Here is a 24805-nt window from a genome sequence, read left to right as displayed (position 1 = left end):
TAATTTGAGGATGGGCGGATGTCAACGGACGACACGGTCAGGGACCTGCTCCTGGTGATGCCGCGGCTGGTCGGCCGGGTCAAGCGGCTGCCGGTGCCGGAGGAGCTCCGGGCGTTCGACCTCGCGCCGCGGCACCTGTCGATGCTCTCGCTGCTGCTGCTCGACGGGCCGCTGACCGTCAAGGAGCTGGCCGGGATGCTGCGCCTCGCCCCGACCACGGTGAGCCTGATCGTGAGCGACCTGAGCCGCAAGGGGGTCCTGGTGCGGCGCGAGGACGACGCCGACCGCCGCCGCCGGATCATCGACATCAGCGCCTCGAGCCGTCCCGCCATCGTGCAGTGGCTGTCGCCGGGCGCTCAGGCGTGGCGGTACGCGCTCGCGCCGCTCAGCCCCGCGCAGCAGCAGATGTTCGTCGACACCCTGCTGCGGTACGAGCACGCCGTCGAGGCGCGCGAGGACTGACCGGCGACCGCGGAGTTTCCGTTCTCCACAACCGGGCGGCGCCCGCCGTACATGTGCCGGCCGTAGCGTCCGGGGCCATGGCTAACGTCGATCGTCGTACATTTCTGCAGATGGCGGCGGCCGCCGCCGTACCGCTGCCGTTCGAGCAGGCGCTGTCGATCCCGGCCCACGACCGGCACGGGTCGATCGAGGACGTCGAGCACGTCATCTTCCTGATGCAGGAGAACCGCTCGTTCGACCACTACTTCGGCACCCTGCGCGGCGTGCGCGGATACGCCGACCCGCACCCGGCCAAGCTCGCCGACGGCCGCAGCGTGTTCCACCAGCCGGACGGGGACGGCGAGGTGCTGCCGTTCCGGCCCGAGGTACGCGACATGGGCAAGACGTTCCTGCCCGACCCGCCACACGGCTGGAACGACACCCACGGGGCCTGGAACGGCGGGCGCTACGACGGCTGGGTGCCGAACAAGGGCGTCACCACGATGACGCACCACACGCGCAAGGACCTGCCCTACCAGTACGCGCTCGCCGACGCGTTCACCGTCTGCGACAACTACCACTGCTCGCTGCTCGGGCCGACCGACCCCAACCGGTACCACATGTGGACCGGCTGGGTCGGCAACGACGGCAAGTCGGGCGGGCCGGTGATCACCAACGCCGAGGCCGGCTACGACTGGTCGACCTACCCCGAGCGGCTCGAGCGGGCCGGGGTCTCCTGGAAGGTGTACCAGGACGTCGGCCTGGGCCTGACCGCCGAGGGCTACTGGGGCTGGACGAGCGACCCGTTCATCGGCAACTACGGGGACAATTCGCTGCTGTACTTCCACCAGTACCAGAACGCCGCCCCCGGCAGCCCGCTGGCCAAGGCGAAGCAGGGCACCGAGGTCAACAAGCAGGGCCGCAGCCCCGATGCGCTGCTGGCCGACTTCCGCGCCGACGTCGAGGCCGGGACGCTCCCGCAGGTGTCGTGGATCGTGGCGCCGGAGGCCTACACCGAGCACCCGAACTGGGAGCCGGACTACGGCACCTGGTACGTCTCGCAGGTCATCGACATCCTCGCCGCGCACCCCGAGGTGTGGAGCAAGATGGCGCTGTTCGTCACGTACGACGAGGAGGGCGGCTTCTTCGACCACCTCGTGCCGCCGACACCGCCCGCGACCCGGGCCGAGGGCCTGTCGACCGTGCCGACCACGAACGAGATCTTCCCCGGCTCGTCCGACCACCCCGCGGGTCCGTACGGTCTCGGCGTGCGGGTACCGATGATCATCGTGTCGCCGTGGACGCGCGGCGGCTGGGTCAACTCGGAGCTGTTCGACCACACGTCGCTCATCCGGTTCCTGGAGCGGCGCTTCGGCCGCGGCCGGCCCGACCTCGTCGAGTCGAACATCACCCCGTGGCGCCGCGCCGTCGCCGGCGACCTGACGTCGGCGTTCGACTTCAGGACGCCGAACGCCTCGCGCCGCGTGGACCTGCCCGGCACCGCCGACCTCAAGCCCGCCGACCTGACCCGGCAGCCGGACCAGGTGCCGGTGCCGCCGGCGGACGGCAAGCTGCCGGCCCAGGAGCACGGGGTGCGCCCGGCCCGCGCCCTGCCCTACGCGCTGCACGCCGACGGCCGCCCCTCGGCCGGCGCGTTCGCCGTGGACTTCCGCAACACCGGCCGCGCGACCGGCGTGTACCAGGTGCGCTCGGCCGACCCGGCGATCGCCCCGCGCACGTACACCGTCGAGCCCGGCAAGCAGGTGACCGACGTGTGGCCCGCGGACAAGGGCTACGACCTGTCCGTGCACGGCCCGAACGGCTTCTTCCGCCGCTTCGCCGCCGGGGCGCGCCACCCGGGCGTGACGGTACGCGCACGGTACGACAACCACGGCGTCGTCCTCGAGCTGTCGAACAAGAGCGCCGAGCGCGCCGACCTCGACATCGCGGACCGCTACTCCGGCCACCGCTCGCGCGTGACGCTGCGCGCGGGCGAGACGCGCACCGACCAGGTGCGGCTGGAGCGCAGCCACGGCTGGTACGGCCTGACCCTCACGATCCCGGGCGAGACGGCGTTCGCGGTGGAGTACGCCGGCCACGTGGAGGACGGCGAGGCCTCGATCAGCGATCCGCTGATGGGTGGCCTGCTGTAAGGACGCTCACCAGGGCCGAGGCGAGGAGGGCCACGGGTCGCTCCTCGTCCTCGGCCAGGTCGCGCAGCAGCGGCAGCGCCAGGGCCGCGGGCATCTCGGCGAGCGCCTGGACGAGCCGGAGACGTACCGCCGGGTCCCGGGTGTCCGCGAGCTCGCCGGCCAGCGCGGCCATGATCCGCCCGGCCCACTCCGGATCGTTCTGCGCCATCGCGCCCAGCCGCTCGGCCGCCTCGACGTCGTTCGGGCCGTGGGCCACCATGCCGAGCAGCGTCGGTACCGCCGCGGTCACGCCCCGGGCGCCCAGCGCGAGCGCGGCCCGCCGCCGGATCGCCGCGTCCGGGTCGCCGAGCGCGCCCGTGAGCATCGCGGTCGCCTCGTCGCCGGCCAGCTCGGCCAGCGCCCCGACCGCCCGCCGCCGCACGTCGGCGTCGGCGTCGGCCAGGCCGGGCGCGAGGCTGGCCGCCCCGTCACCGCCGGCCCGGGCGAGCGCCCACCGCAACGCCCCGGCGACATTGGGATCGGTCTCGCCGAGCACGGCCTTGACCAGCAGTTCCGCCGGTACCGTGGCCGCCTCCGCCGGGGCCATCACGGCCTGCTGCCGCCGTGCCGCACTCGGCGAGGCGAGCCCGTGCAGCAGCTCGACGATGCGCGCGACGTCGGGCCAGCCGGCGGGCCCGGCGGCGTCGACGGTCCGGAGCCGCTCGAGCAGCTCCCGCTCCCGCCCGAGCCGCTCCTCGCTCTGGCGGACGAGGTCCCCGACGAGCGCGGCGGGGGTGAACCCGGGATCGTCGAGCGTGCGCCCGATCTGCCGCAGCGAGAGCCCGAGCGAGCGCAGCCCCTCGACGTAGAAGATCCGCCGCACGTCCTCGGGCGTGTACTCCCGGTAGCCGCCGACCGTACGCCCGGTGGGTCGCACGAGCCCGAGCGAGTCGTAGTGCCGGAGCATGCGGGCACTCACCCCGGACCGCCGCGCCACCTCACCAATGAGCACGCACTATTCTCCTGCGCGCTCCGGCCCGAGCGCGAAGACCCGCCGGGCCTCGTCCACCGCGAACCCGGCGTCCGGGTCGAGCAGGAGCCGCTCGGTGGCTTCGGCGTGCGCGCGCACCGCCGGCTCGGAGTGGCCCGCGGCTGCGCGCAGTACCGGCTCGACGGCGTCACCGAGCGCCACGAGGGCCCGGCTCAGGCTGAGCCGCACCTCCCGGCCGCCGCGCCCGAGCTGCCGCCCCAGCTCCACGGCGAGCGCCCCCTTCTCCTCCTCGGGCACGAGCACGACAGCGGCCCGCCAGGCCGCACGCGCAACCCCGTCGTCGGCGTCGCGGAGCAGCTCCACGCCGATCGCCGGCCACGCGGAGCGGTCCCCGATCTTGGAGAGGGTGTGCAACGCTTGGCTGCGGGCCTGGGCGGCGTCGGAGCGCACCTCCGCGCACACCATCGGCACGGTGACCGCCGCCGGGAGCCGGGTGATCGCCCACGTGAGCATGTCGCGCACGAAGAAGTCCGGCTCGACCGCGCACCGGGCCACGAGCGCCTCGGCGAATGCGGCATCGCCCCGGGTCCCGGCCGCGAGCGCCGCCTTGAGCCGGACCGACGAGTTGTGCGCGCCGAGCGCGCCGACCAGCCGCGCGTCCTGTGCATCCATGCCGCCAGTCAAAGCCTTGCCACAGTGACAAGGTCAAGAGCTGGACAGCAAGCCGCAGACACGAACAGCGGCGGCGCTCGCCCCCGACTGCCACGCTGACGCCCTGGGCTGGGGCGCAGCGAGCCAGGAATTCAGCGTTCACCTCAGCGCTACCCTCGCCCGGCAGGCTGCGGGACATGGATCGTCGTCAACTGCTGCTCACCACCGTCAAGACCGGCGTCGCGGCCGGGGTCGCCGGCGGGGCGGTCATGCTGGATCCCGTCGCGTTTCCCGCGTCCGCCGAAACCGCAGGGCCCGTCACGCGCACGATCACCGGGCACATCCCCTACGGCGCGCCCGACTGGGTCTACGTGCCGCTCGAGATTCCCGCCGGCGCCAACCGGCTCAGTGTCGAGTACTCCTACGACCGTCCGGCCGCCCCGGCCGGGCAGAACGGCAACGCGCTCGACATCGGGCTGTTCGACGACCACGGGATCGAGCTCGGCGCCGAGCGCGGGTTCCGGGGCTGGTCGGGCGGGTTCCGCACGAGCTTCACCGTCTCGGCGTCCGATGCCACGCCCGGGTACCTGCCCGGGCCCGTCCGGCGCGGCACGTGGCACGTCATCCTCGGGCCGTACACGGTGCACCCGCAGGGGCTGAACTGGACCATCACCGTGAAGCTCGAGTTCGGGCCCGACGGGGCCGCGTTCCGGCCGAACCCGGCGCCGCTGCGGGCGACCGGGCGGGGCCGGGCGTGGTACCGCGGCGACATGCACCTGCACACCGTGCACTCCGACGGGCGGCGCACCCCGGCCGAGGTCGCGGCCGCGGCTCGGGCGGCGAAGCTCGACTTCATCGTCTCCACCGAGCACAACACGTCGAGCGCGGCCGGCGTCTGGGGCGAGTTCGCCGGCCCCGACCTGCTCGTCATCGACGGCGAGGAGGTCACCACCCGCAACGGCCACTACACCGCGCTCGGGCTGCCCGCGGGGACGTGGATCGACTGGCGGTACCGCGCGGTCGACGGCGCGCTCGCGCGGTTCGTGCAGCAGATCCACCGCGCCGGCGGGCTGGCGGTCGCGGCCCACCCGCTCGCCACGTGCGTCGCGTGCGGGTGGAAGTTCGGCTACTCGGGGCTCGACGCGGTCGAGGTGTGGAACGGGCCGTGGACGCTTGACGACGAGGCCGTCCTCGCCGGCTGGGACAACCTGCTCGTCGCCGCGGCGCGGGAGGGGCGCGCGGACTGGATTCCGGCCGTGGGGGACAGCGACGCCCACAGCGAGCCGCAGGTCGTCGGTCTCCCGCACAACGTGGTGTACGCCGGGGGCCTCGACCGCCGCGCCATCCTCGACGGGGTGCGGGCCGGCCGCCTCTGGATCGCCGAGTCGGCCGCGGTCGACCTGGCCTTCACCGCGACCGCCGCGGGCCGCAGCGCGGGCATCGGCGAGCGCCTCCGGGTGCCCGACGACGCCCCGGTGACGCTCACCCTGCAGGTGAGCGGCGCCCCGGGGTGCGCGGCCCGCCTGATCACCGACCAGGGGCAGCGTTTTGCGACGGTACTGCCGGCCGACGCCCCGGCCACGCTGACCTGGACGACCACGGCCCGCAACGCGCGTTATGTGCGCGCCGAGGTCCGCCGCCAGCAGCCCACCCCGACCACGGCCGACACGATGGTGGCCCTGACGAACCCGATTTTCCTGGGAAACTAGCTCAGCACGTCGAGTGGAACAGGCCCCCGACCGCGGCGGTGCCCGCCAGGGTGTTGTACAGCTCCACCGCCGCCGCGGTCTCGGCCGTGTGCACCTGCACCCCGCGCTCCCGCAGCAGCGCCAGGGTCTCGTCCGCGACGCCGAGGCGCTCCTCCATGCCGAGCGACAGCACGACCACGGTCGCGCCGGCGTCGAGCAGCTCCTCGACGTCGGCGGGCTGGGTGCCGGGGGAGTGGCGGGTGCCCGTCTCGTTCCAGTCCCATGCGCGGGCGCCGCCGGGCCAGAGCTTGGCGTCCTTGAAGTCGCCGAACCCGTCGACGGTGATCGACCCCCAGGAGACCGCGAGGATCCGGGGCGATGTCGGCATCGGCCCACGATACCGCCGCCACGCCCCGAACGGGTGCTTACGCCCCCGGCTCCAGGCTTAATCCGGTCGGGCGTTGGGTAATCGACCGATGGCATTCCGCGTTCGCCGGTCGTACCGTTCGGAGCGTCTGGGAGGTGAGCGATGAGCCGGCTGAGCCCGACCGCGTGGGTCGCCGTCATCGTCGCGGCCGTGGCGGCGTTCATCGCGCTCGGCACCGCCGGTGCGGTCGCGGCCCAGAACGACGCCTTCACCACGGCCCGCCGGACCTCCGTCACGGCCGGCCCGGCGAGCCCGGGGCCGGCGGCGCCGCGGGTGACGACGCCCGCGCCCGGGGCGACCGGGGCCAACGACGGCATGCTGCCGCAGAACGGCGGGGACGAGCGGCCCTGCGTCCGGGAGGACCGGCCGGGGAACAAGCAGGCGCTGCCGTACCGCTGCCCGCTGCTGTGGGACGCCGCGAAGACGAGCGCGGCGATGACCCGCGTGCCCGTCTACCGCGAGTTCACCTCGCTCTGGCTGACCCCCCAGGCCGCGATCAACCAGCTGTACCGCGAGGCCGGCGCCCAGTACTTCCGCTGCCACCTCCGCGGCGCCGACTACGAGTTCCCGGCCCAGTACGGCTGGGGGCGCGCCCACCACGCCTGGTGGGGGCTGACCCAGGGCGATGAGCACCCGGGCCGATGGGGGTGGGTCCCGGAGGTGTACTTCGTGGGCGGCGCCGACGACCAGCCGGACCCCGGTCTTCCGCTGTGCACCGACGCGGACGTCGCGCTCGTTGTATAGAGGAACCATGCGACTTTCGATCTGGCCGGGCGCCGGCCAGCGGTACGACGAAATCCTGGAAGTGGCCGGGCACGCCGAGGCGACCGGGTGGGACGGCGTCTACGTGGCCGACCACTTCATGCCCAACGCCGGGCCCGGGCGCGACGCCGGCGGGCCGACGCTGGAGTGCGGCACGCTCGTGGCCGCGCTCGGCGCCGCGGTGCCGCGGGTGCGGATCGGCTCCCTGGTGTACGGCAACACGTACCGTCACCCGGCCGTGCTCGCCAACATGGCCGCGACCGCCGATCACGTGACCGGCGGCCGGTTCGTCCTCGGCGTCGGGGCGGGCTGGCAGGTCAACGAGCACGAGCAGTACGGCATCGAGCTGCCCCCGGTGAAGCAGCGCCTGGACCGGTTCGTGGAGGCGCTCGAGGTGCTGCACGGGCTGCTGCGCCGGCCGAGCACCACGTTCGCGGGCGAGTACTACCGGCTCGCCGACGCCGTCTGCAACCCCAAGCCGGTGCAGGACCCGCTGCCGATCCTCATCGGCGGCGGCGGGGAGCGGCGCATGCTGGGGATCGTCGCGCGGTACGCCGACGTGTGGAACACCTGGGGCCGGCCCGACGTCATCGCGCACAAGTCAGCGGTGCTGGACGACTTCTGCGCGCGGGAGGGCCGCGACCCGAAGGCGATCGGGCGCACGGCCCAGGCGCTCGTCGTGGTCGACGGGCCGCTGCCGGAGGCGCACATGCCGGTCATCGGCGGCTCGCCGGCGGCGCTGGCCGACGTGCTCGCCGAGTACCGCGCGAACGGCCTCGACGAGTTCATCGTCCCCGACGGCCTGCTCGGTCAGGGCGCGGACAAGCTCAAGGCTATGGACGCGATCCGGGCGCTGTGAACGTCAGGACGCGGTAGTTCAGCAGGCCGTTGAGCAGGCACCACTGCAGCGCGTCGCCGCCGGAGAGCATCTTCCAGTACTCGCCCGACAGGGGCAGCGGACGGCCGGCGGCGACGAGCGCGGCGATGAACCGGTCGCGCGGGCGGCGCAGCTCCAGGTGCGGGGTGAGGTCCACGTCGCCGGCCAGTTCGAGGCCGTGCCCGGCCGCGGCCGCGCGGACCTGCTCGACGGTCACCAGCGAGCCGACCCGCCAGCCGTCGCGGAACTCGGCCAGCCGCCGGGCCTCGCGCGGCGGTGCGTCCGGGGCCCGCGGGGTGAGGAAGTCGTCGCAGACGAGCAGCCGGCCGCCGGGGCGCAGCACGCGGGCCGCCTCGCGGAAGTAGCCGGCCGCGTCGGGGCTGTGCAGGAACGCCTCGATCGAGAACACGACGTCGGCGGTCGCGTGCAGGTCCGCCGGTACGTCCAGATAGTTGCCCTCCCGGCAGCGCACCCGGTCGGCGAGCGCCGCCCCGGCCAGCAGCCGCGTCGCCCCCTCGGCCTGCTTCGGGCTGATCGTGAGCCCCTCGCCCCGGATCGGCGCGCGCAGCGCCAGGTACATCAGGCTGGCCCCCAGCCCGCACCCGAGGTCCACGACCCGCGGTTCCGGCTCGCCCTCGGGCAGCGCGGCCAGGATGAGCTCGTCGACGTGGTGGAACGACTCGGCCCGGCTGGTCACGCCCGGCGCCCAGACCGCGCGGTGGATCGACGCGCCGCCCTGTCCGAGCCGGTCGAACGCGGCCGTGTTCTGGTCGTAGTAGCGGCGGACGGCCTCGGCGTGGGCGGCGATCGTAGCGGTCACACCTCTATGTACTGCCAAAACGCCGGATCGGTTCAATGACGACGCCTGAAGCTACGGCTGAGCGCCGTAAACCCTCATGCGGATCCGCTGGGTTACGCTGATCGGCGATGAAACAGGGCACTGAAACAACGGCAGAGCAGCGCGTCACGATCCGGGACGTCGCCGCCCAGACCGGCCTGTCGATCGCGACCGTGTCGCGGGTCCTCAACGGCCGGGCCAACGTCGCCCCCGACACCCGCGACCGGGTCCTGCAGGCGATGGGCGGCCTGGGCCGGCGGGCCCCGCGCCGCCGCGGCGCCGGGGTGCCCAAGGCGGACCTGGGCGTCTACGTGCGCTGCCCGTACGTGCTCACCGACTACTTCGGGCTGATCGTCTCGGCGATCACCGAGGCCCTCGACGTGCACGGCATGCACGCGGTCGTCGACGCGGGGGAGTCGGCCTGGCGGCGCACCGGCGTGCTGCCGACGCTCACCGGCTGGCCTCAGGTCACCGGCGCGATCCTGATCCTGCCGCCGGAGCCCGAGGCCGAGCTCGAGCGGCTGCGCGACCGCGGGTTCCCGTTCGTGGTGGTCGACCCGCGCAACGCCCCGCCGCGCAACATCGCGGCCGTGTCCGCGGCCAACTTCGCCGGGGCCCGGCGGCTCATGGCGCACCTGGTCGAGCTCGGGCACCGCCGCGCCGGCGTGCTCGGCGGCCCGCTCGACTGGATGGCGATGAGCGACCGCCTGGCCGGCTTCCACGCGCCGCTGGTCGCCGTGGGCGCGTACCCGGAGCCGGACCTGCTGCGCACCTCGACCGACCCGACCGTGGAGGCCGGCCGGGCGCTGGCGGGCGAGCTGCTCGACCGGCCCGACCGCCCGACCGCCCTGGTCTGTTTCAACGACAAGATGGCCGTGGGCGCCCTGCAGGCCGCGGTGTCGCGGGGCCTGCGGGTGCCGGAGGACCTCTCGATCGCCGGCTTCGACGACATCGACGTGAGCCGGGCGACGCACCCGCAGCTGACCACGGTCCGCCAGCCGGTTGGCGAGATGGGCCGCATGGCGGTGTCGCTGCTGAGCCGCATGCTGACCGGTCACGAGCTCGACGCGCTGCACGTCGAGCTGGCCACCGAGCTGGTCGTGCGGGGGTCGACGGGACCGGCTTGACGTGTGTTACAGAAAATACTTCGGTCAAGAGTCGAAAAAAGTGACAGCGATTCATTGACATGCCTCGGCCCGGGCGGTTTCCTGGCGGTACCCCCACCACCCCGCCAGTGGAACAGGACACCCGATGCACGCACCCAGACGAGTGCGGCGTTCGATGCTGCTCGCGATCGCGGTCACCGCCGCGACCGTGGCCGGCGTCGGAGCCGTCGCCATGACCACCGCCTCCGCCGCGAGTACCGGCCAGATCACCAGCTCCGCCAACGGCAAGTGCCTCGACGTCACCGACGGCTCCACCGCCGACGGCAACCAGCCGCAGATGTGGACCTGCTACGCCGGCAGCGCCAACCAGGCCTGGACGTTCGCCGACAACGGCTCCGTGCAGGGCCTCGGCAAGTGCCTCGACGTCGTCGGCGGGGCCACCACCGACGGCGCCGTCGTGCACCTGTGGACGTGCTACGACTCGGTTGCCAGCCAGAAGTGGACCCTCAACGCGAGCCACGACCTGATCAACACCAAGTCGGGCAAGTGCCTGGACGTCAAGGACAACAACCTCGCCGACGGGGCCAAGCTGCAGATCTGGACCTGCGGCGGCGGCGCCAACCAGAAGTGGAACTTCTCCGGCACCACCACCCAGCCGACCGCGACGGCCACCGGCGTGCCGAACAACCCGAACAACCCCGACCTCGGCCCGAACGTCACGGTCTTCGACCCGTCGATGTCGCAGGCGAGCATCCAGAGCAAGCTCACGAGCGTCTTCAACGGCCAGGTGAGCAACCAGTTCGGCAGCCAGCGCTACGCGCTGCTGTTCAAGCCGGGCACCTACAACGTCGACGCCAACGTCGGCTTCTACACCCAGGTCGCCGGGCTCGGCCTCACCCCGGACGCGGTCGTCATCAACGGCGCCGTGCACGCCGAGGCCGACTGGTGGCCGGACGGCAGCCAGAACGCGACCCAGAACTTCTGGCGCTCGGCCGAGAACCTCTCCGTCACTCCGACCGGCGGCCTCGACCGCTGGGCGGTGTCGCAGGCGGCCCCGTACCGCCGCATGCACGTGCGCGGCAACCTGGCCCTCTCCGACGGCGGCTGGTCGTCGGGCGGGTTCATCGCCGACAGCAAGATCGACGGGCAGATCCAGTCGGGCACGCAGCAGCAGTGGCTGACCCGCAACTCGGCGATGGGCAGCTGGAACGGCTCCAACTGGAACCAGGTCTTCGTCGGCGACACCGGCGCGCCCGCCAACAGCTTCCCCAGCCCGCCGTACACCACCGTCGGCACCGCCCCGGTCGTGCGCGAGAAGCCTTTCCTGTACGTCGACGCGGCCGGCGCCTACCAGGTGTTCGTGCCCGCGCTGCGCACCAACGCGTCCGGCACCAGCTGGGCGAACGGCAACCCGGCCGGAACCAGCCTGCCCATCGGCCAGTTCCAGGTCATCAAGCCCGGCGACACCGCCGCGACGATGAACGCGGCCCTGAGCGCGGGCAAGAACCTGCTCGTCACCCCGGGCGTGTACCACCTCGACCAGACCCTGAACGTGACCCGCGCCGACACGGTGATCCTCGGCCTCGGCCTGGCCACCCTCGTGCCCGACGGCGGGATCACCGCGCTGAAGACCGCGGACGTCGACGGCGTCAAGCTCGCCGGCCTGCTCTTCGACGCGGGTACCACCAACTCGCCCGTGCTCGCCGAGATCGGCCCGTCCGGCTCCACCGCGAGCCACGCCGCCGACCCGACGAGCCTGTCCGACGTGTTCTTCCGCATCGGCGGCGCCGGCGTCGGCAAGGCCACCGTGAGCCTGCGGATCAACAGCAACGACGTGATCGGCGACCACTCGTGGATCTGGCGCGCCGACCACGGCTCCGGCGTCGGCTGGACCACGAACACCGCCCAGAACGGGCTGGTCGTCAACGGCAACAACGTGACGTTCTACGGGCTGTTCGTCGAGCACTACCAGCAGTACCAGACGATCTGGAACGGCAACAACGGCCGCACGTACTTCTACCAGAACGAGATGCCGTACGACGCGCCGAACCAGGCCGCCTACATGAACGGCTCCACGCAGGGCTGGGCCGCGTACAAGGTCGCCGACTCGGTCACCACGCACGAGGCGTGGGGCCTGGGCAGCTACTGCTACTTCAACGTCAACTCGAGCGTCGTCAACGCGCACGCGTTCGAGGTGCCGGCCAAGTCGGGCGTGAAGTTCCACGACATGGTCACCGTGTCGCTGGGCGGCACGGGCACCATCTCGCACGTCATCAACAACACCGGCGCCGCGGTGAACTCGGGGCACCAGGTCGAGTACCTGGTCTCGGGGCCGTGAGCCGGAACGGAGAGGACCTCATGCGACGCATCATCACCGTGACCTCCACGGCGTTGCTCGCGCTCGGCGTCGGGGCCGCGCCCGCAACCGCGGCCCCGGCGCACCGGGCCGAGACCGTGACCGGCACCTACTCGGTGGGGGCCGCACAGGCGTGGAAGCCGTTGCCGGCCGTCCGGGTGGGCGACGACGCGTCCGCGGCCGCCGACGCGACAGTGGTGGTCGATCCGAGCCAGATCCGGCAGCGGTACAGCGGAATCGGCTTCTCCCTCGACGAGACAAGCGTCTCGAACCTGTGGAAGCTCACCCCGCAGCAGCGCGAGGACGCCGTGCGGCTCCTCGCCGACCCGCGCACCGGCGCGGGGCTCAACCGCTTCCGGCTCACCATCGGCAGCCCCGACCTCATCGAGCACCTGCCGTTCTGGTCCGAGGACGACCTGCCGGCCGGCGTGGCCGACGACTTCGGGCTCAGGTACTTCTCGATCCAGCGCGACATCGACCTGCACATCGTGGACACCGTCAAGCTCATCCAGAAGTACAACCCGCGCGCCACGTTCTTCGCCTCCGCCTGGAGCGCGCCCGCGTGGATGAAGACCAACGACAAGTTCCTCGGCGAGGTGGCCCTGAAGCCGGGCAGCAGCACCGACTACTACCAGGTCGGCAAGCTGCGCGACGACTGCATCGACGTCTTCGCCCGCTACTACGCGAAGTACGTGGAGGCGTACGCCCGCCACGGCATCCGCGTCGACGCGCTCACGCTGCTCAACGAGCCCGGCATGGACGTGGTGTACCCGGCCATGGACATCAGCGTCGAGCAGCAGCAGAAGCTGTCCGTGGCGATGCGGCGGTACCTGCCGCGGGACGTGGACGTGTACATCCACGACTTCAACTTCTGGGACTGGAAGGACCCGAACAGCACCGAGACCAAGAACTACTACCGCGTCCTGAACGACCCGGCCGCGCGCCGGGCCGCGGACGCGATCGCCTTCCACCCGTACTGGGGCGACCCGGCGGTCATGCGCGACGCCTACGAGCAGACCGGCAAGCCGGTGCACCTGACCGAGACCAGCGACCTGTCGCCGGCCACGATCCTGAGCTACTTCCGGCTCGACGCCAGCTCGTACGTCATGTGGGCCCAGGCGACCGACCAGGACGGCGGCACCCTGCACTGGACCCCGCTGCGCGACAACAACGTGGACTGGGACCAGATCGCGGCGACCACGAAGTGGCCCGACCGGCTGGTGAAGGTCGACACCACCACGCGCACGTTCACCGTCCGCGACGAGCTCTACGCCATGGGGCAGTTCGCGAAGTACCTCACCCCGCGGCACACCCGCGTCGAGTCCAGCGCCACGGCGGGCGGGGTCGGCAACGTGGTGTACCGCGACGGCGACGACTTCGTCGCGGTCGTCGGCAACGCCAACGCCACGGCCAAGAAGGTCCGCGTCGTGCTCGCCGGCAGGCAGTTCGTCGAGACCGTGCCCGCGGGCGCCTACGCGACGTTCCGCTGGCACGCCGTCCTTGACGCTTCTCGCGGGAATCGCGCCCCGGTGCTGGCCGCGGTGCCCGACGTGGTCGCGGACCAGTACACGACGACCACCTTCCGGCTCAAGGCCACCGATCGCGATCGGGACGCCCTGGCGTACTACGCGGTCGACCTGCCCGACGGCGTGACCGTGGACGCCGCGACCGGCGTCGTGAGCCTGCACCCGACGACGGCGGGCGCCCTGGACCTGAGGTTCCGGGTGACCGACGGCGTCGCGAGCTCCGCGGTTGCGGTGCACGTGACGGTGGCCCCGCACGGGGCGCCGATCGGGGAGAAGGTCGAGGCGGAGGCGTACGTCGCCGAGCACGGCTGGACCGACGGCGGCGCGAACTTCGTGGAGAACAACCCGTCCGCGAGCGGCGGGAAGAACGTCGGGTGGACGGCGGCCGGCAACTGGCTGCAGTACCGCCTGGCGGTGGCCCAGGCCGGAACCTACGACCTGGAGCTGCGGGTCGCCAACGGCAGCGGCGCGCCCGCGAACGGCGCGATCACGTTCCGCGACGCCGGTGGCCAGGTCCTGTCGACGGTGTCGGTCCCGGACACCGGCGGCTGGGCGAGCTACCAGTCCGTCCACGCGACGGTGACCGTGCCGGCGGGCGACCAGCTCGTCACGGTCTACTGCGAGACCGGCGGCTTCAACCTGGACTACCTCCGGTTGAGCTGACCTGATGTGCGGCCCCTCCGCGCCCGGCGCTAGAGTCGCACCGGGCGCGGGGGGTCGTGCTCGCCGGAAGGACCCGAACGGATGGCCGCCGTAGTTCAGGCTGACCCCTTCACCGCCGCCACCACCACCCGCCTGCGTCCCATCGTCGCCGCGGTCGTCGTGGCGATCACCCTCGCGGCGCTCGGCGCCGGCTTCGGGGCCGTGCTCGGCTGGCTCGGCGCGCCCGACCTGCCCGACGACGCCGCCGCGATCGCCATGGTCGCGCCCGCCGTGCCGGTCGCCGCGGACGGGACCGCCGCGAACGTCGTCGTCGCCGGGCGGCTGGCCGAGCTGTTCGGCTACGAGCACCCCGGCGGGCCGTGGACGTGGCTCGTCGGCGACTCCGACTACATCGGCGGGGCCGTCTGGCTCACCACGCCGGGCGGCGACGACCCGGCCACCACGGTGCGCGCCATCGGCGACACGCTCGCCGCCGAGGGCTGGCGGGTGACGGCCGGCGGCGACGTCAGCGCGCGCAAGGGGGCGTGGACGCTCGCCGTCTACGAGTGGTCGGACGGCTCGGTCGTGCTCGCGCTCGGCCGCGCCCGGCCCGGGCGGGTGGTGCCGCTGGCGCTGCTCGGCTACGTCGCCGGGCTGGCGGCCGGGTGGCTCGGCGGGCGGCGGTTCGCGGGCGGGCCGACGCCGGCCCGGGCCGCGGGCTGGGTGGGCGTCGCGCTGCTGCTGCCCGGGACCGCCCTGACCACCGTCGCCCTGATCCCGCCGCAGCCGGACGCGCTGTGGGGCTCCTACATGCTCCCGGGCATCCGCGCGCTGTCGACCGCCGGGATCGCCCTGCTGGCCGGCGCGGTCGCCCTCGCGGCCGCGACGCGGGTGCGGCGCAGGGTCAGGCGGGCGCGGCGCCGCTCGTGACGCTCGCCGCCGCTGGTCAGGCGGCGCCGCTCGTGACTCGCGCCACCTCGCGCAGTACCGCTCCCGCGCCGTCCTCCTTGGCCAGGGCGGCGGCCAGCGCCTGGGCCCGCTCGCGGTAGCGGGGGTCGGTCGTCGCCGCCTTCAGGGCCTCGGCGAGGCGTTGGGCGCGCAGCTTGCGCATCGGGATCGGGCCCGGCGTGACGCCGAGGCGGTCCAGGCGCTTCGCCCAGAACGGCTGGTCGACCATGACCGGGACCGGAACCTGCGGCACCCCGGCGCGCAGGGCCGCCGCCGACGTGCCCGCCCCTGCGTGGTGCACGACCGCCGCCATCCGCGGGAACAGCCACTCGTGCGGCACCTCCCCGACGGCGAGGACGTCCTCCGCGTCCGCGGTCAGGCCCGCCCAGCCCGCGCTCACGATCGCGCGCACGCCCGCCGTGCGCGCCGCGGTCACCAGCAGGGCCGAGAGCGCGTCGCGGTCGCGGACCGGCATGCTGCCGAAGCCGATGTACACCGGCGGCGGGCCCGCGGCCAGGAACCGCTCGAGCTCCGGGGCGGGCGCGAAGTCCGGCTCGGGGGCCGGGTGGAAGTAGCCGACGGGGCGGTACCAGGCCGGCCAGTCCGGCGGGACCGGGACGACGAGGGGGCTGTAGCCGTACAGGATCGGCCACTGCCGGGCCTCCAGCGAGCTCAGCCAGGCCGACGGGCTCGCGGCGGGCAGGCCGAGCTCGGCGCGCAGGCCCTCGACCACGGACCGGAACGGGCGCTGGGCGACGGTGAGCAGGAGGTGGGCCACGCGGTAGTTGGCCCAGCCGCCCAGGGACCGGGCGGTCAGCGCTGCGGGCGGGAACTCGCGCGTCGGGGTCAGCGGCTGCAGGTACACGCCGATGCTGGGAATGCCGAGCCCCTCCGCGATCACGGCGGCGAACCAGCTGGGCGGGGTCACCAGCAGCACGTCGGCCGCGCGCGCGGCCTCCAGCATCGCCTCGGCCAGCGGGCGGGCGTTCTCGGCGATCATCTGGTTCACGGCGATGGTCATGCGCGTGAGACCCCGGTCGGCGAAGCGGGTCTGCAGCTGCTCCTGGGCGTCCATCGGCAGCAGGTGGAACCCGAGGGCGTGCCGGCGGATCAGGGGCTCGAAGACGGCGTGGGAGGCGATGGTGACCTCGTGGCCCGCCTCCCGCAGCCGCACGCCGAGCCCGGTGAAGGGCGCGACGTCGCCCCGGCTTCCGATCGCCATGACCGCGACACGCACCATCGGTCGATCATCGCAGGTGTGTCTGCGCCGGCGCTGAGCCGGGGAACACGTGGAACACGCGCTCGTGGTAGACGAGGCGGCCGTCCGGGCCGCCGGTCACGACGCTCGTCACCTCGGCCACCACGACCGTCGAGGCGCCGACCGGCACCCGGTGCAGCGGCACGCAGCGCAGCACCGCCTGGGCGTCGCGCAGCGCCGGCTCGCCGGTCGGCAGCGTGGTCCAGCCCTGCTCCGGGGTGAACCGCGGGCCGCCCGGGCGGGCGAAGTCGTGCGCGAGGCCGGCGTGGGCGGCGCCGAGGAGGTTGACGACCAGGCTCCGCGCGCCCGCGATGACCAGCGCCGAGGGGGAGTCCATCACCGAGAACGACAGGGCGGGCGGGGCCAGGGACACCGACGCGACGCTGGACGCGGTCAGCCCCGCCGGGCCGTCCGGGCCGGCAACGGAGATGATCGCGACTCCGGTCGGGTAGCCCCGGAACGCGGCCTTGAACCCGGCCACCACGTCACTGCTCACCGGCACCACGGTAGAACCTGAACCATGCTTGAGGTCAAGAGCGACTACCATCCCTGGCTCATGAGCGAACCGATCCTGCCCGGGTTCCACCCCGATCCGTCAGTCTGCCGGGCCGGCGAGGAGTACTTCCTGGTCAACTCGTCGTTCGAGTACCTGCCCGGGGTACCGATCTCGGCGAGCCGCGACCTGGTGCACTGGCGGCGCCTCGGGCACGTGCTCGACCGGCCGGACCAGCTGCGGCTCGCCTCGAGCACGGGCAGCGGCGGGATCTTCGCGCCGACCCTGCGGTACCACGGCGGGCGTTTCTGGATGGTCACGACCGACATCGCGCGCGCCTCCGAGGGGCACATCATCGTGTGGGCCGAGGACCCCGCGGGGCCGTGGAGCACCCCGGTGGTCACCCGCGGCGCCGCCGGCATCGACCCCGACCTGGCCTGGGACGAGCGCGGGGACTGCCACCTGACGTGGTCGGCCGGCGGCGAGCGGCCCATCCGGCAGGCGCGGGTGGACCCGGAGACGGGCGCGCTGCTCTCCGCGCCGGTCGCCCTGTGGCCGGGGACGGGGCTCGCCTACCCGGAGGGCCCGCACCTGTACCGCCGCGGCGACTGGTGGTACCTCCTGCTCGCCGAGGGCGGGACCGAGCGTGGGCACGCGGTCACGGTCGCGCGCTCGCGGAGCATCTCCGGCCCGTTCGAGCCGGGCCCGGCCAACCCGATCCTGAGCCACCGCAGCACGACCGACCCGGTGCAGAGCACGGGCCACGCGGATCTCGTCGAGACCTTCGAGGGCGACTGGGCGATGGTGTACCTCGCGGTGCGTCCCCACGGCGCCCCGCCCGGCTGGCACGTCAACGGCCGCGAGACCTTCCTCGCCGGGGTGCGCTGGGAGGACGACTGGCCGGTGGTGGACGAGGGGCGCTATGCGGTGCCCCGCGCCGGCACGGCCTTCGCCGACGACTTCGCGGCGCTGGACCCGCGCTGGGTCTCGCCCGGCTGCTACCCGGCGCAGTTCGCGGCGGCCGGCCCCCCGCAGGGCCTGGTGCTGGCGGCCGCCGACGGCGAGGCGCGGCTGCTGGCGACCCGCGCCGTGGACCGCTTCTGGCTCGCGAGCGCCGAGCTGACGCTGGGCGCGGGCCGGCTGGTGCTGCGCCTGGACGAGCGCCACCGGGCGCACGTCGAGCTCGTCGACGGCATGTTCGTGGCCGCCGCGACGGTGGGCCCGTTCACCCAGGAGCTGGCCCGCGTCCCGGCCGCCTCCGCCGTCCCGGCGATCCGGGTCGGCCCGCACCCGGTCGCGAACGGCCCGGCCGCCGGCCCCGACCAGGTGGAGCTCGGCTACGTGGACGCCGACGGGTTCGTCGCGCTCGCCGGGCTCGACGGGCGCTACCTGGCCACCGAGGTCGCGGGCGGCTTCACCGGCCGCGTGGTGGGCGTGGAGCAGGTCGCGCGGGCGAGCGCGGTGCGGCGCTTCGAGTACGCCCCGATCAGTCCGGCGTGAAGAGCCCCTGCAGCCCGACGATGATGGCGACGATGCCGAAGATCGCGAGGAGCAGAGCCCGTCCGGTCGGCCCGTCGGCCGCCGGCGACGGCTGGTCCGGGCCCCGGCGGCCGGTGAGGCGGTCCCACAGCAGCGCGAGCCCGACGCCGATGCCGACGATCTCGAAGTGGAACACGCGCGGCCCGGCGAGCAGGTGCATGAGCAGGTAGGCGACGCCCACGGCGAGCGCGACGATGCCGACGATCCAGCCGAACGGCGCGGCCCGCTCCGCGAAGCGCGCCAGGTCGTCGCCGACCCGGGGGAGCCGGCGCAGCAACGCGATCGCGAGCAGGAAGCCACCGGCGATGTTGGCCAGGTCGAGCAGCAGCGCCAGAATCACGTCGGCATGCTAACCGCAGATCGCCGGCGCCCGCGAAACGGCTGAAATTTACAGACCCCGGCACCTGACCGGCCGCGCGGCCGCGGCGTACGAAGGCGACGACATGGCCGCCGCGTACCGGCTCGGCCGCGCCCGGATCGACGCCCTCGACGCCTGAGCCGGCGGTATGGTGCTGCGATGGAACGCATCGCGCTCGTCACCGGGGCGTCGTCGGGCATCGGCAAGGCGACCGCGGCCGCGCTGGCGGCGCGGGGCTACCGGGTGTTCGGCACCAGCCGCGACCCCTCGGCGCAGCGGGCCGACGGCGTCGAGTTCCTCCGGCTCGACCTCGGCGACGACGCGTCGATCGAGGCCCTCGCGGCCGCGGCCGGGCCCGTCGACGTGCTTGTCAACAACGCCGGGGAGAGCCAGTCCGGGCCGTTCGAGGATCTGCCCGGCGACGCGCTGCGGCGGCTGTTCCAGGTGAACGTGCTCGGCCAGGTCCGCCTCGCCCAGCTGCTGCTGCCCGGCATGCGCGCGCGGGGGTGGGGGCGGGTCGTGATGGTCGGGTCGATGCTCGCCTCGTTCCCGCTGGCGTACCGCTCGTCGTACGTCGCCTCGAAGGCGGCGCTGAAGGGCTTCAGCGACGGGGCGCGGCACGAGTACAGCCCGTTCGGCGTCTGGCTCACCACCGTCGAGCCCGGCTCGATCAGCACCGGGATCAGCGAGCGGCGCACGAAGTACATCGCGGAGGGTTCGCCGTTCCGCGCGGACTTCGAGCGGATGCTGGCCGCGCTGGACCGCAACGAGAAGTCCGGCGTCTCGGCCGAGCGGGTCGCCGCGACAATCGTGAAGGCGGTCGAGGCGGCCCGGCCGCGGGCGCACTACGCGGTCGGCAGCAACGCGGCGCTGGTCTTCCCGCTGCGCCGGCTGCTGCCGGCCGGGCTGGTGGCGAAGGCGACGCACCGCCGGCACGACCTGCGCCGCTAGGGGCTGTATCGAAGTGGGGTCGGAGCGAGGCGAGGCTCAGGCGTCGGCTGGGGCCGCGCCGGGCGCGCCCCGATACCGGGGTTGTATCGGGGTGTGACCGCTACGGTTCCCGGCGGCGTCTGAGTCCGCCGCAGCCCGGCCATCCACTTCGATACAGCCCCTAGCCTCCAAACGTTACGGAGCGTGCGGGCGGGCCGGTATGGACCTGGCTGCACGACCGGGGTGGGTCCAGGCCTACTCCTGGTCGTGCGTCGTCTGTCAGGATGGGCCGCGTGTCGATGGCCACGAGAGTTCGACGGATGGTGACGGCCGGTGGCGTCGCGGTGACGCTGGCGCTGGCGGGCTGCTCGGGCGACGACGCGCCGGACCCGCGCGGCGCCACCTACACGACCGCGATGATGCAGGCCGGCGTGCTGGAGCCGGCCGACATCGGCACGGCGTGGAAGCGGCCGGCGCAGACGCCGCCGACGACGAGCGTGACGCCGCTGTGCCCGGGGGTCGCGAAACGGCCGCCGGTGCCCGGCTCGCCCACCGGCGCGGTCGCCGCGTCGATGGCCGACGAGGGCGAGAAGGGCGCGCAGGCGTTCGACCAGCTCGGCCTCGTGTACAAGGACGCGGCCGCGATGGAGGCCGCGTTCACGTCGCTGCAGGACGCGATGGAGGCCTGCCCGCCGAGCGCGTCCCGCTCGGCCGCGCCGCGCGACGACACCAGCGAGGCCGGCTACACCGAGACCGCCACCGTCGACCCGCTGGAGTCCGGCGGGTGGAAGGGCTTCGTGACCGTGCGGCACAAGGTGTACGAGCCGACGTACCCGGGCTCGGCCGACGTCGCCGTCGCGGTGGTCGGCCAGGGCAACGCGATAGTCGTGGCCAGTTACGCGGTGTACTGGGTCGGGTCACACAGCGCGGGCCCGGAGTTCGACGCCGACTGGCGCCGCGTCGTCGGCACCGTGCTGAGCCGGGTCGATGCCAAGCGCCCCAGCCGGCGCTGAAAATATCTTGGGCGGGCTTTGAACTCTCCGGGTCGCCGCTACGAACAACCCGGTGTGAAGTACACGCAGGCTGAGTCGCGGCGGCGCCCGGGGTGGGCCGTACGCGCCGCCGTCGCCGGCGCCGGTGCCGTGGCCCTCCTCGGGATCGCCGCCCCCGCCGCGGCTGACGTGTCCGTCACGCCGACCGAGGCCGCGCAGGGCGGCGCCGCCGACCTGACGTTCCGGATCACGAACGACAGCCCGTCGGCCTCGGTCACCGCGATCGACCTGCAACTGCCCGCGGACGCGCCGATCGCGGAGGTGTACCCGCTGTCCGTGGACGACTGGGCGCCCTCCATGACGAACGTGAAGGTCGACAAGCCGCTGCCGTCGCTGCACGGGTACCAGATCACCGAGGTCACGACGGCGGTGAAGTGGATCGCGATGCCGGACAAGGCCCTGGCCCCCGGCAAGACGACCGAGCTGTACCTGTCGATCGGCCCGCTGCCGGCCGTCGACAAGCTGTCCTTCGGCCTGGTGCTCACGAACTCCGACGGCACCCAGGTGTCCCGCACGGCCCAGGCCGGCGGCCCGGTGCTCGCGCTGAAGCCCGGCGGCCCGGTGGAGCACGCGGGCGCCCACGGCGGCGCGACCCCCGCCGCGACCGCGGACGCGGCCGACACCACCGACACGAACGCCGCCGCCGGCGCGCCGTCGGGCAGCCCCTCGTACCTGATGTGGAGCCTCGCCGCGCTGCTGCTGATCGCCGTGATCTGTGTCGTCAGCGTGATATTGCAACAACGGCGCACCCCGGCCCCCGAAAAGCCGGCCGAGGACGCTGTCGAAGACCCGGAAATGGTTTCGGCCCCCTGAATTCAGCGGCAATGGTTGAGGGGCTCCGGCCTGCCCATATGCGCTAACTTAGGAACCTTTTTAGAGTTGCTTACTTTCTGCTTGTCCGGTTGACGATGGTCAATCAGCAATTCTAGGTTGAACTCGAATTAAAAGACGAAGGATTGCCCCCAGAGAGGTTCCGTCATGCAGCGAAGGAGCTTTTACGGCGACGAGCCGGATGGCCCGGCCCGCCCGGCCGAGGACGACGAGCGGCCCGCGAAGGCCCGTGGCAAGCGGGCGGTCACCGTCATCGCCGCCGTGATCGCCTTCGTAGCGGGCCTCACGGTGACCCAGATCTCCCAGGCCGCCACGCGGCGGCCGGGTCAGAACACCGGGCCGCGGGCGTGCCCGACCGCCACCGCGAAGGGCCCCGCGACCGGGGCCGCCGGCGGCTCGAGCAAGGCGACCCCGAAGCCGTCCGCCAGCTCGAAGCCGCCCGCGAGCGCGGCCGCCGCCGAGGGCGCCGACCCGGCCGCGGGCAACGTTCCGAAGGCCGACCAGACCGCCGGCGACGTCAACGGCGGCACGCAGAACGGCCACCAGGTGACCAACCACGTCGGCGACGGCCAGGTGCAGGGCCGGCCGCGGTGGCGCCGCGTCAACCCGAACTGCCCGACCCCGGCCGCGACCACCGCGACCGGTGGCACCGGCGCAACGGGCGGCACCGGTGGCAATGGCGGCAACGGTGGCAACGGCGGGACCGGCGGCGCGACCGCCAACCCCACCGTCGGCAGCAGCACCGGTACGACCCTGGACACGCTGGGCAACGACTGCAGCGACAGCAGGCTCCAGCCGCACATCGGCTTCCAGGACGCGCCGCGCTGCGTGAGTACCGCGTTCGGCGAGGTCAGCAGCCAGGACAAGAACCCGACGCTGCTCATCACCGGCGCACCGCAGCGGGTCCGGGTCGGCCAGGCGTTCACGCTCCAGGTGAGCACCCGCAACCTCGTCCGCGACCGGTTCCTCGGCGCGGCGGCGGGCGGCTACTACCTCGAGAGCGCGTTCCTCACCGCGGACGGGCTGACCCGCGGCCACTTCCACACCGCGTGCCGCATGCTCGCCACCACGCGCAGCGCCCCGGACCCGACCGTGGCCCCGGCGTTCTTCGTGGCCACCGAGGACAAGGCGGGCAGCTCCCAGCCCGACGTCGTCACCATCAACGTGACCGGCCTGCCCACCACCGGTACCGCCCAGTGCGCCTCCTGGGCCGGTGACGGCTCGCACCGGATCCCGATGATGCAGAAGGCCAACGAGATCCCGGCCTTCGACTCGGTCCGGATCACCGTGACCAACTAGCAACACCCCCCTGAACGCGGGCGACGGATGGCAGGGAACGCTGCCTTCCGTCGCCCGCTGTTCGTCAGCGGGCGCGCTGCCACCAGCGGCTTCTGCGTGGCGCGGGCTCGTCGTCGCCGGCGATGCGGGCGATGCACTGCCGGGCGAGGGCGTGGTCGGCGGCGGTGCTCCCGGGCGTGATGAGCATCAGCCGGGCCAGCGACAGCTCGATCGTCACCTCACGGGGCGCCCGCGCGGCCGCGTCCAGGCGGGCCCGCACCAGGTCGCGGACCTCGGTGCGCACGGCCGGGTCGCGGTAGGCCGCGGTGACGAGCGCGAACAGCGCCGCGTCGGCGACCCAGTCCTCGATGCCGAGCGCGAGGTCGGTGAGGACCGCGCGGCGCGTGGAGCCGGCCCAGGGCTCGTCGGCGGCGTGGCTCAGCAGGCCCAGGCACACCCAGGGCTGCATCAACCGGTACCAGTACATCGGCGTCGACTTCGCCAGGTGCTCCCAGCGCGGCGTGGCCGGCGGCTCCGGCAGGTGGGCCAGGAGCCCGAGCAGGTCCGGAAGGGGCAGCTCGCCGAGCGGCTTGGCCTGCACGTAGCCCGACAGCGGCGACGCCCACGCCTCGCCCCCGACCTCGTGCAGCCGCTCGACCGCCTCCGCCGAGGGGGCCGGCACCGCGGGCACGGGCATGTCGCCGTCGTAGCGCCACACCGCGTACCGGCCGCGGCGCAGCGGCACGCGGATGTCGGGCTCCGGGAACGAGCCGATCTCGGCGCGGAAGTCGCCCATGACCCGCCGGGCCGCGACCATGGCGCTGGCGGGCTCGGCCGCGGACAGCGCGATCCGGATGGAGTTGAGGCGTGCGCCCCCGGCGATGCGGGCCCCGGCGTCGTTGGCGCCGTTGGACACGGCCTCGCTCGGCATCGGTACCCAGTTGAGCCACGGCCGCTGCGACCCGGCGAGCGCGAACAGGACCTCGGTCATCCCGCACGGGTGCGGGTCGTCGTTCACGGCGAGCAGGTCGGCGACGTCGCCGGACTCGCGGAACCGGACCGCCCGGCGCGCCGCGTCGCGGTGCCGGAACTTGGCGTCGCCCGCGAGCCGGCGCAGGTCGGCGTCCGCATCGTCCGTCATCATGGCGCGCACTGTACAACGCGCGATCGGGCTTCCGGCTCCGCGCCGGCGTCGTCACGACGCGCGATCGGGCGCCCGGGCCGGGCTCAGGCGGCGCTGCTGTCCTCCTCCGCGCCCGCGTCCTCGCCGTCGTGCTCGTCGAAGGTCAGGACCTGGCTCAGGCCGGTCATCTCGAACTGCTCGGCGATCACGAGCGGTGCCCGCCGCACCACGTAGCGCACGCCGGTCACCCGGGCGCGCTGCCAGCCGCCCACGATGACGCCCAGCCCGCTGCTGTCCAGGAAGCGCAGCCCGGCGAGGTCGAGCACCACCGCGGCGCGGGCCTCGTCGAGCGCGTCGAACAGGATCGCGCGCAGGTCGTCGGCGGTGTCGTAGTCCAGCTCCCCGTCGACGGCGACCAGCACGGTGCCGCCGGACCGGCCGGTAACGGTGATCTCCAGCGTCGCCGTGTCGTGCTCGTCGCTGATCGTCATCGCCAAGGTCTCCTCAACCGGAAAGGGCCGTCCGCGTCCAGGGTAAGGCCGTCCACCCCGGCGCGCT

At 73.5% G+C, this 24805-nt stretch carries 23 protein-coding genes; 14 read left to right on the top strand and 9 right to left on the bottom strand.

What is annotated here, in order from left to right:
* Positions 1 to 18 precede the first annotated feature (18 nt).
* The gene (locus ACPPVO_RS45995) at positions 19 to 462 is read left to right on the top strand and encodes a MarR family transcriptional regulator (RefSeq protein WP_426505039.1); all 444 of its coding nucleotides are present in this window, start codon (positions 19 to 21) and stop codon (positions 460 to 462) included.
* 77 nt (positions 463 to 539) lie between these two features.
* Positions 540 to 2594 carry a phosphocholine-specific phospholipase C gene (locus ACPPVO_RS45990; RefSeq protein ID WP_426505037.1) on the top strand — a complete coding sequence of 685 codons (2055 nt, stop codon included), beginning with the start codon at positions 540 to 542 and terminating at the stop codon, positions 2592 to 2594.
* On the opposite strand, the gene ACPPVO_RS45985 is transcribed toward ACPPVO_RS45990, so the two are convergent.
* Both ACPPVO_RS45985 and ACPPVO_RS45980 read right to left on the bottom strand, forming a co-directional pair.
* Complete coding sequence (locus tag ACPPVO_RS45985; RefSeq protein ID WP_426505035.1) at positions 2563 to 3585, bottom strand: HEAT repeat domain-containing protein; 1023 nt, start codon at positions 3583 to 3585, stop codon at positions 2563 to 2565. The genes ACPPVO_RS45990 and ACPPVO_RS45985 overlap by 32 nt on opposite strands.
* Positions 3586 to 3588: 3 nt before the next feature.
* Entirely contained in the window at positions 3589 to 4236 is a 648-nt protein-coding gene (locus ACPPVO_RS45980; protein WP_426505034.1) for a HEAT repeat domain-containing protein, read from the bottom strand.
* Positions 4237 to 4412: 176 nt separating this feature from the next.
* On the opposite strand from ACPPVO_RS45980, the gene ACPPVO_RS45975 reads away from it, so the two are divergent.
* Positions 4413 to 5924, top strand: coding sequence for a CehA/McbA family metallohydrolase (locus ACPPVO_RS45975; RefSeq protein WP_426505032.1), 1512 nt, complete (start codon positions 4413 to 4415; stop codon positions 5922 to 5924).
* Position 5925: 1 nt separating this feature from the next.
* Here the strand turns inward: ACPPVO_RS45975 and ACPPVO_RS45970 are convergent, their stop codons facing one another.
* On the bottom strand, positions 5926 to 6291 hold the full coding sequence (locus ACPPVO_RS45970) for an Mth938-like domain-containing protein (RefSeq protein WP_426505030.1): 366 nt from the start codon (positions 6289 to 6291) through the stop codon (positions 5926 to 5928).
* Between the two features lie 141 nt (positions 6292 to 6432).
* Here ACPPVO_RS45970 and ACPPVO_RS45965 point away from each other — a divergent pair, with 141 nt between their 5' ends.
* Together ACPPVO_RS45965 and ACPPVO_RS45960 are read left to right on the top strand one after the other, a co-directional pair.
* On the top strand, positions 6433 to 7074 hold the full coding sequence (locus tag ACPPVO_RS45965; RefSeq protein ID WP_426505028.1) for a hypothetical protein: 642 nt from the start codon (positions 6433 to 6435) through the stop codon (positions 7072 to 7074).
* 7 nt (positions 7075 to 7081) lie between these two features.
* Positions 7082 to 7951, top strand: a complete 870-nt coding sequence (locus ACPPVO_RS45960; RefSeq protein ID WP_426505026.1) for a TIGR03560 family F420-dependent LLM class oxidoreductase — start codon at positions 7082 to 7084, stop codon at positions 7949 to 7951.
* On the opposite strand, the gene ACPPVO_RS45955 is transcribed toward ACPPVO_RS45960, so the two are convergent.
* The gene (locus tag ACPPVO_RS45955; protein ID WP_426505024.1) at positions 7926 to 8789 is read right to left on the bottom strand and encodes an SAM-dependent methyltransferase; all 864 of its coding nucleotides are present in this window, start codon (positions 8787 to 8789) and stop codon (positions 7926 to 7928) included. The two genes, ACPPVO_RS45960 and ACPPVO_RS45955, sit on opposite strands and share 26 nt — an antisense overlap.
* A 107-nt stretch (positions 8790 to 8896) precedes the next feature.
* Between ACPPVO_RS45955 and ACPPVO_RS45950 the strand changes: the two genes are divergently transcribed.
* The 4 genes from ACPPVO_RS45950 to ACPPVO_RS45935 all read left to right on the top strand — a co-directional run bounded on the left by ACPPVO_RS45950 (position 8897) and on the right by ACPPVO_RS45935 (position 15367).
* A complete protein-coding gene (locus tag ACPPVO_RS45950) occupies positions 8897 to 9934 on the top strand; it encodes a LacI family DNA-binding transcriptional regulator (protein WP_426505023.1) in 1038 nt (345 codons plus the stop codon).
* A gap of 154 nt (positions 9935 to 10088) precedes the next feature.
* Positions 10089 to 12251 (top strand): ricin-type beta-trefoil lectin domain protein, encoded by a 2163-nt coding sequence (locus tag ACPPVO_RS45945; protein ID WP_426505021.1) that lies wholly within the window; start codon positions 10089 to 10091, stop codon positions 12249 to 12251.
* A 20-nt stretch (positions 12252 to 12271) separates the two neighbouring features.
* The gene (locus ACPPVO_RS45940) at positions 12272 to 14458 is read left to right on the top strand and encodes a carbohydrate-binding protein (protein ID WP_426505020.1); all 2187 of its coding nucleotides are present in this window, start codon (positions 12272 to 12274) and stop codon (positions 14456 to 14458) included.
* A gap of 81 nt (positions 14459 to 14539) precedes the next feature.
* A complete protein-coding gene (locus ACPPVO_RS45935) occupies positions 14540 to 15367 on the top strand; it encodes a hypothetical protein (RefSeq protein WP_426505018.1) in 828 nt (275 codons plus the stop codon).
* 16 nt (positions 15368 to 15383) lie between these two features.
* Here ACPPVO_RS45935 and ACPPVO_RS45930 read toward each other — a convergent pair whose 3' ends face one another.
* Both ACPPVO_RS45930 and ACPPVO_RS45925 read right to left on the bottom strand, forming a co-directional pair.
* Positions 15384 to 16625 (bottom strand): glycosyltransferase, encoded by a 1242-nt coding sequence (locus ACPPVO_RS45930; RefSeq protein WP_426505016.1) that lies wholly within the window; start codon positions 16623 to 16625, stop codon positions 15384 to 15386.
* A gap of 7 nt (positions 16626 to 16632) precedes the next feature.
* Complete coding sequence (locus tag ACPPVO_RS45925) at positions 16633 to 17139, bottom strand: flavin reductase family protein (RefSeq protein WP_426505015.1); 507 nt, start codon at positions 17137 to 17139, stop codon at positions 16633 to 16635.
* A 60-nt stretch (positions 17140 to 17199) separates the two neighbouring features.
* On the opposite strand from ACPPVO_RS45925, the gene ACPPVO_RS45920 reads away from it, so the two are divergent.
* Entirely contained in the window at positions 17200 to 18636 is a 1437-nt protein-coding gene (locus ACPPVO_RS45920) for a glycoside hydrolase family 43 protein (protein WP_426505013.1), read from the top strand.
* Here ACPPVO_RS45920 and ACPPVO_RS45915 read toward each other — a convergent pair.
* On the bottom strand, positions 18623 to 19015 hold the full coding sequence (locus ACPPVO_RS45915) for a hypothetical protein (RefSeq protein WP_426505011.1): 393 nt from the start codon (positions 19013 to 19015) through the stop codon (positions 18623 to 18625). The two genes, ACPPVO_RS45920 and ACPPVO_RS45915, sit on opposite strands and share 14 nt — an antisense overlap.
* Before the next feature lie 177 nt (positions 19016 to 19192).
* Here ACPPVO_RS45915 and ACPPVO_RS45910 point away from each other — a divergent pair, with 177 nt between their 5' ends.
* From ACPPVO_RS45910 to ACPPVO_RS45895, 4 genes are all read left to right on the top strand, one after another.
* A complete protein-coding gene (locus ACPPVO_RS45910; protein ID WP_426505010.1) occupies positions 19193 to 19984 on the top strand; it encodes an SDR family oxidoreductase in 792 nt (263 codons plus the stop codon).
* A 299-nt stretch (positions 19985 to 20283) separates the two neighbouring features.
* Complete coding sequence (locus ACPPVO_RS45905) at positions 20284 to 20976, top strand: hypothetical protein (RefSeq protein ID WP_426505008.1); 693 nt, start codon at positions 20284 to 20286, stop codon at positions 20974 to 20976.
* 54 nt (positions 20977 to 21030) lie between these two features.
* On the top strand, positions 21031 to 21828 hold the full coding sequence (locus tag ACPPVO_RS45900; RefSeq protein WP_426505007.1) for a DUF1775 domain-containing protein: 798 nt from the start codon (positions 21031 to 21033) through the stop codon (positions 21826 to 21828).
* A gap of 165 nt (positions 21829 to 21993) precedes the next feature.
* A complete protein-coding gene (locus tag ACPPVO_RS45895) occupies positions 21994 to 23145 on the top strand; it encodes a Pecanex-like protein 1 (protein WP_426505006.1) in 1152 nt (383 codons plus the stop codon).
* Positions 23146 to 23209: 64 nt separating this feature from the next.
* On the opposite strand, the gene ACPPVO_RS45890 is transcribed toward ACPPVO_RS45895, so the two are convergent.
* Both ACPPVO_RS45890 and ACPPVO_RS45885 read right to left on the bottom strand, forming a co-directional pair.
* Positions 23210 to 24268: a hypothetical protein gene (locus ACPPVO_RS45890; RefSeq protein ID WP_426505005.1), complete on the bottom strand. Its 1059-nt coding sequence runs from the start codon at positions 24266 to 24268 to the stop codon at positions 23210 to 23212.
* An 83-nt stretch (positions 24269 to 24351) separates the two neighbouring features.
* Entirely contained in the window at positions 24352 to 24738 is a 387-nt protein-coding gene (locus tag ACPPVO_RS45885) for an STAS domain-containing protein (protein ID WP_426505004.1), read from the bottom strand.
* Positions 24739 to 24805: the final 67 nt, after the last annotated feature.

The sequence above is a fragment of the Dactylosporangium sp. McL0621 genome (genome assembly GCF_049995355.1).
Lineage (GTDB): Bacteria > Actinomycetota > Actinomycetes > Mycobacteriales > Micromonosporaceae > Dactylosporangium.
The sequence above is the reverse complement of the archived record's forward strand: the minus strand, read 5'-3'. Positions and strand labels throughout refer to the sequence as shown.

Coding starts and splice junctions, on each gene's coding strand:
- ACPPVO_RS45995 (WP_426505039.1), top strand. CDS start 19: ATGTCAACGGACGACACGGTCAGGGACCTGCTCCTGGTGATGCCGCGG.
- ACPPVO_RS45990 (WP_426505037.1), top strand. CDS start 540: ATGGCTAACGTCGATCGTCGTACATTTCTGCAGATGGCGGCGGCCGCC.
- ACPPVO_RS45980 (WP_426505034.1), bottom strand. CDS start 4,236: ATGGATGCACAGGACGCGCGGCTGGTCGGCGCGCTCGGCGCGCACAAC.
- ACPPVO_RS45975 (WP_426505032.1), top strand. CDS start 4,413: ATGGATCGTCGTCAACTGCTGCTCACCACCGTCAAGACCGGCGTCGCG.
- ACPPVO_RS45970 (WP_426505030.1), bottom strand. CDS start 6,291: ATGCCGACATCGCCCCGGATCCTCGCGGTCTCCTGGGGGTCGATCACC.
- ACPPVO_RS45965 (WP_426505028.1), top strand. CDS start 6,433: ATGAGCCGGCTGAGCCCGACCGCGTGGGTCGCCGTCATCGTCGCGGCC.
- ACPPVO_RS45960 (WP_426505026.1), top strand. CDS start 7,082: ATGCGACTTTCGATCTGGCCGGGCGCCGGCCAGCGGTACGACGAAATC.
- ACPPVO_RS45950 (WP_426505023.1), top strand. CDS start 8,897: ATGAAACAGGGCACTGAAACAACGGCAGAGCAGCGCGTCACGATCCGG.
- ACPPVO_RS45945 (WP_426505021.1), top strand. CDS start 10,089: ATGCTGCTCGCGATCGCGGTCACCGCCGCGACCGTGGCCGGCGTCGGA.
- ACPPVO_RS45940 (WP_426505020.1), top strand. CDS start 12,272: ATGCGACGCATCATCACCGTGACCTCCACGGCGTTGCTCGCGCTCGGC.
- ACPPVO_RS45935 (WP_426505018.1), top strand. CDS start 14,540: ATGGCCGCCGTAGTTCAGGCTGACCCCTTCACCGCCGCCACCACCACC.
- ACPPVO_RS45930 (WP_426505016.1), bottom strand. CDS start 16,625: ATGGTGCGTGTCGCGGTCATGGCGATCGGAAGCCGGGGCGACGTCGCG.
- ACPPVO_RS45920 (WP_426505013.1), top strand. CDS start 17,200: ATGAGCGAACCGATCCTGCCCGGGTTCCACCCCGATCCGTCAGTCTGC.
- ACPPVO_RS45910 (WP_426505010.1), top strand. CDS start 19,193: ATGGAACGCATCGCGCTCGTCACCGGGGCGTCGTCGGGCATCGGCAAG.
- ACPPVO_RS45905 (WP_426505008.1), top strand. CDS start 20,284: ATGGTGACGGCCGGTGGCGTCGCGGTGACGCTGGCGCTGGCGGGCTGC.
- ACPPVO_RS45895 (WP_426505006.1), top strand. CDS start 21,994: ATGCAGCGAAGGAGCTTTTACGGCGACGAGCCGGATGGCCCGGCCCGC.
- ACPPVO_RS45890 (WP_426505005.1), bottom strand. CDS start 24,268: ATGATGACGGACGATGCGGACGCCGACCTGCGCCGGCTCGCGGGCGAC.
- ACPPVO_RS45885 (WP_426505004.1), bottom strand. CDS start 24,738: ATGACGATCAGCGACGAGCACGACACGGCGACGCTGGAGATCACCGTT.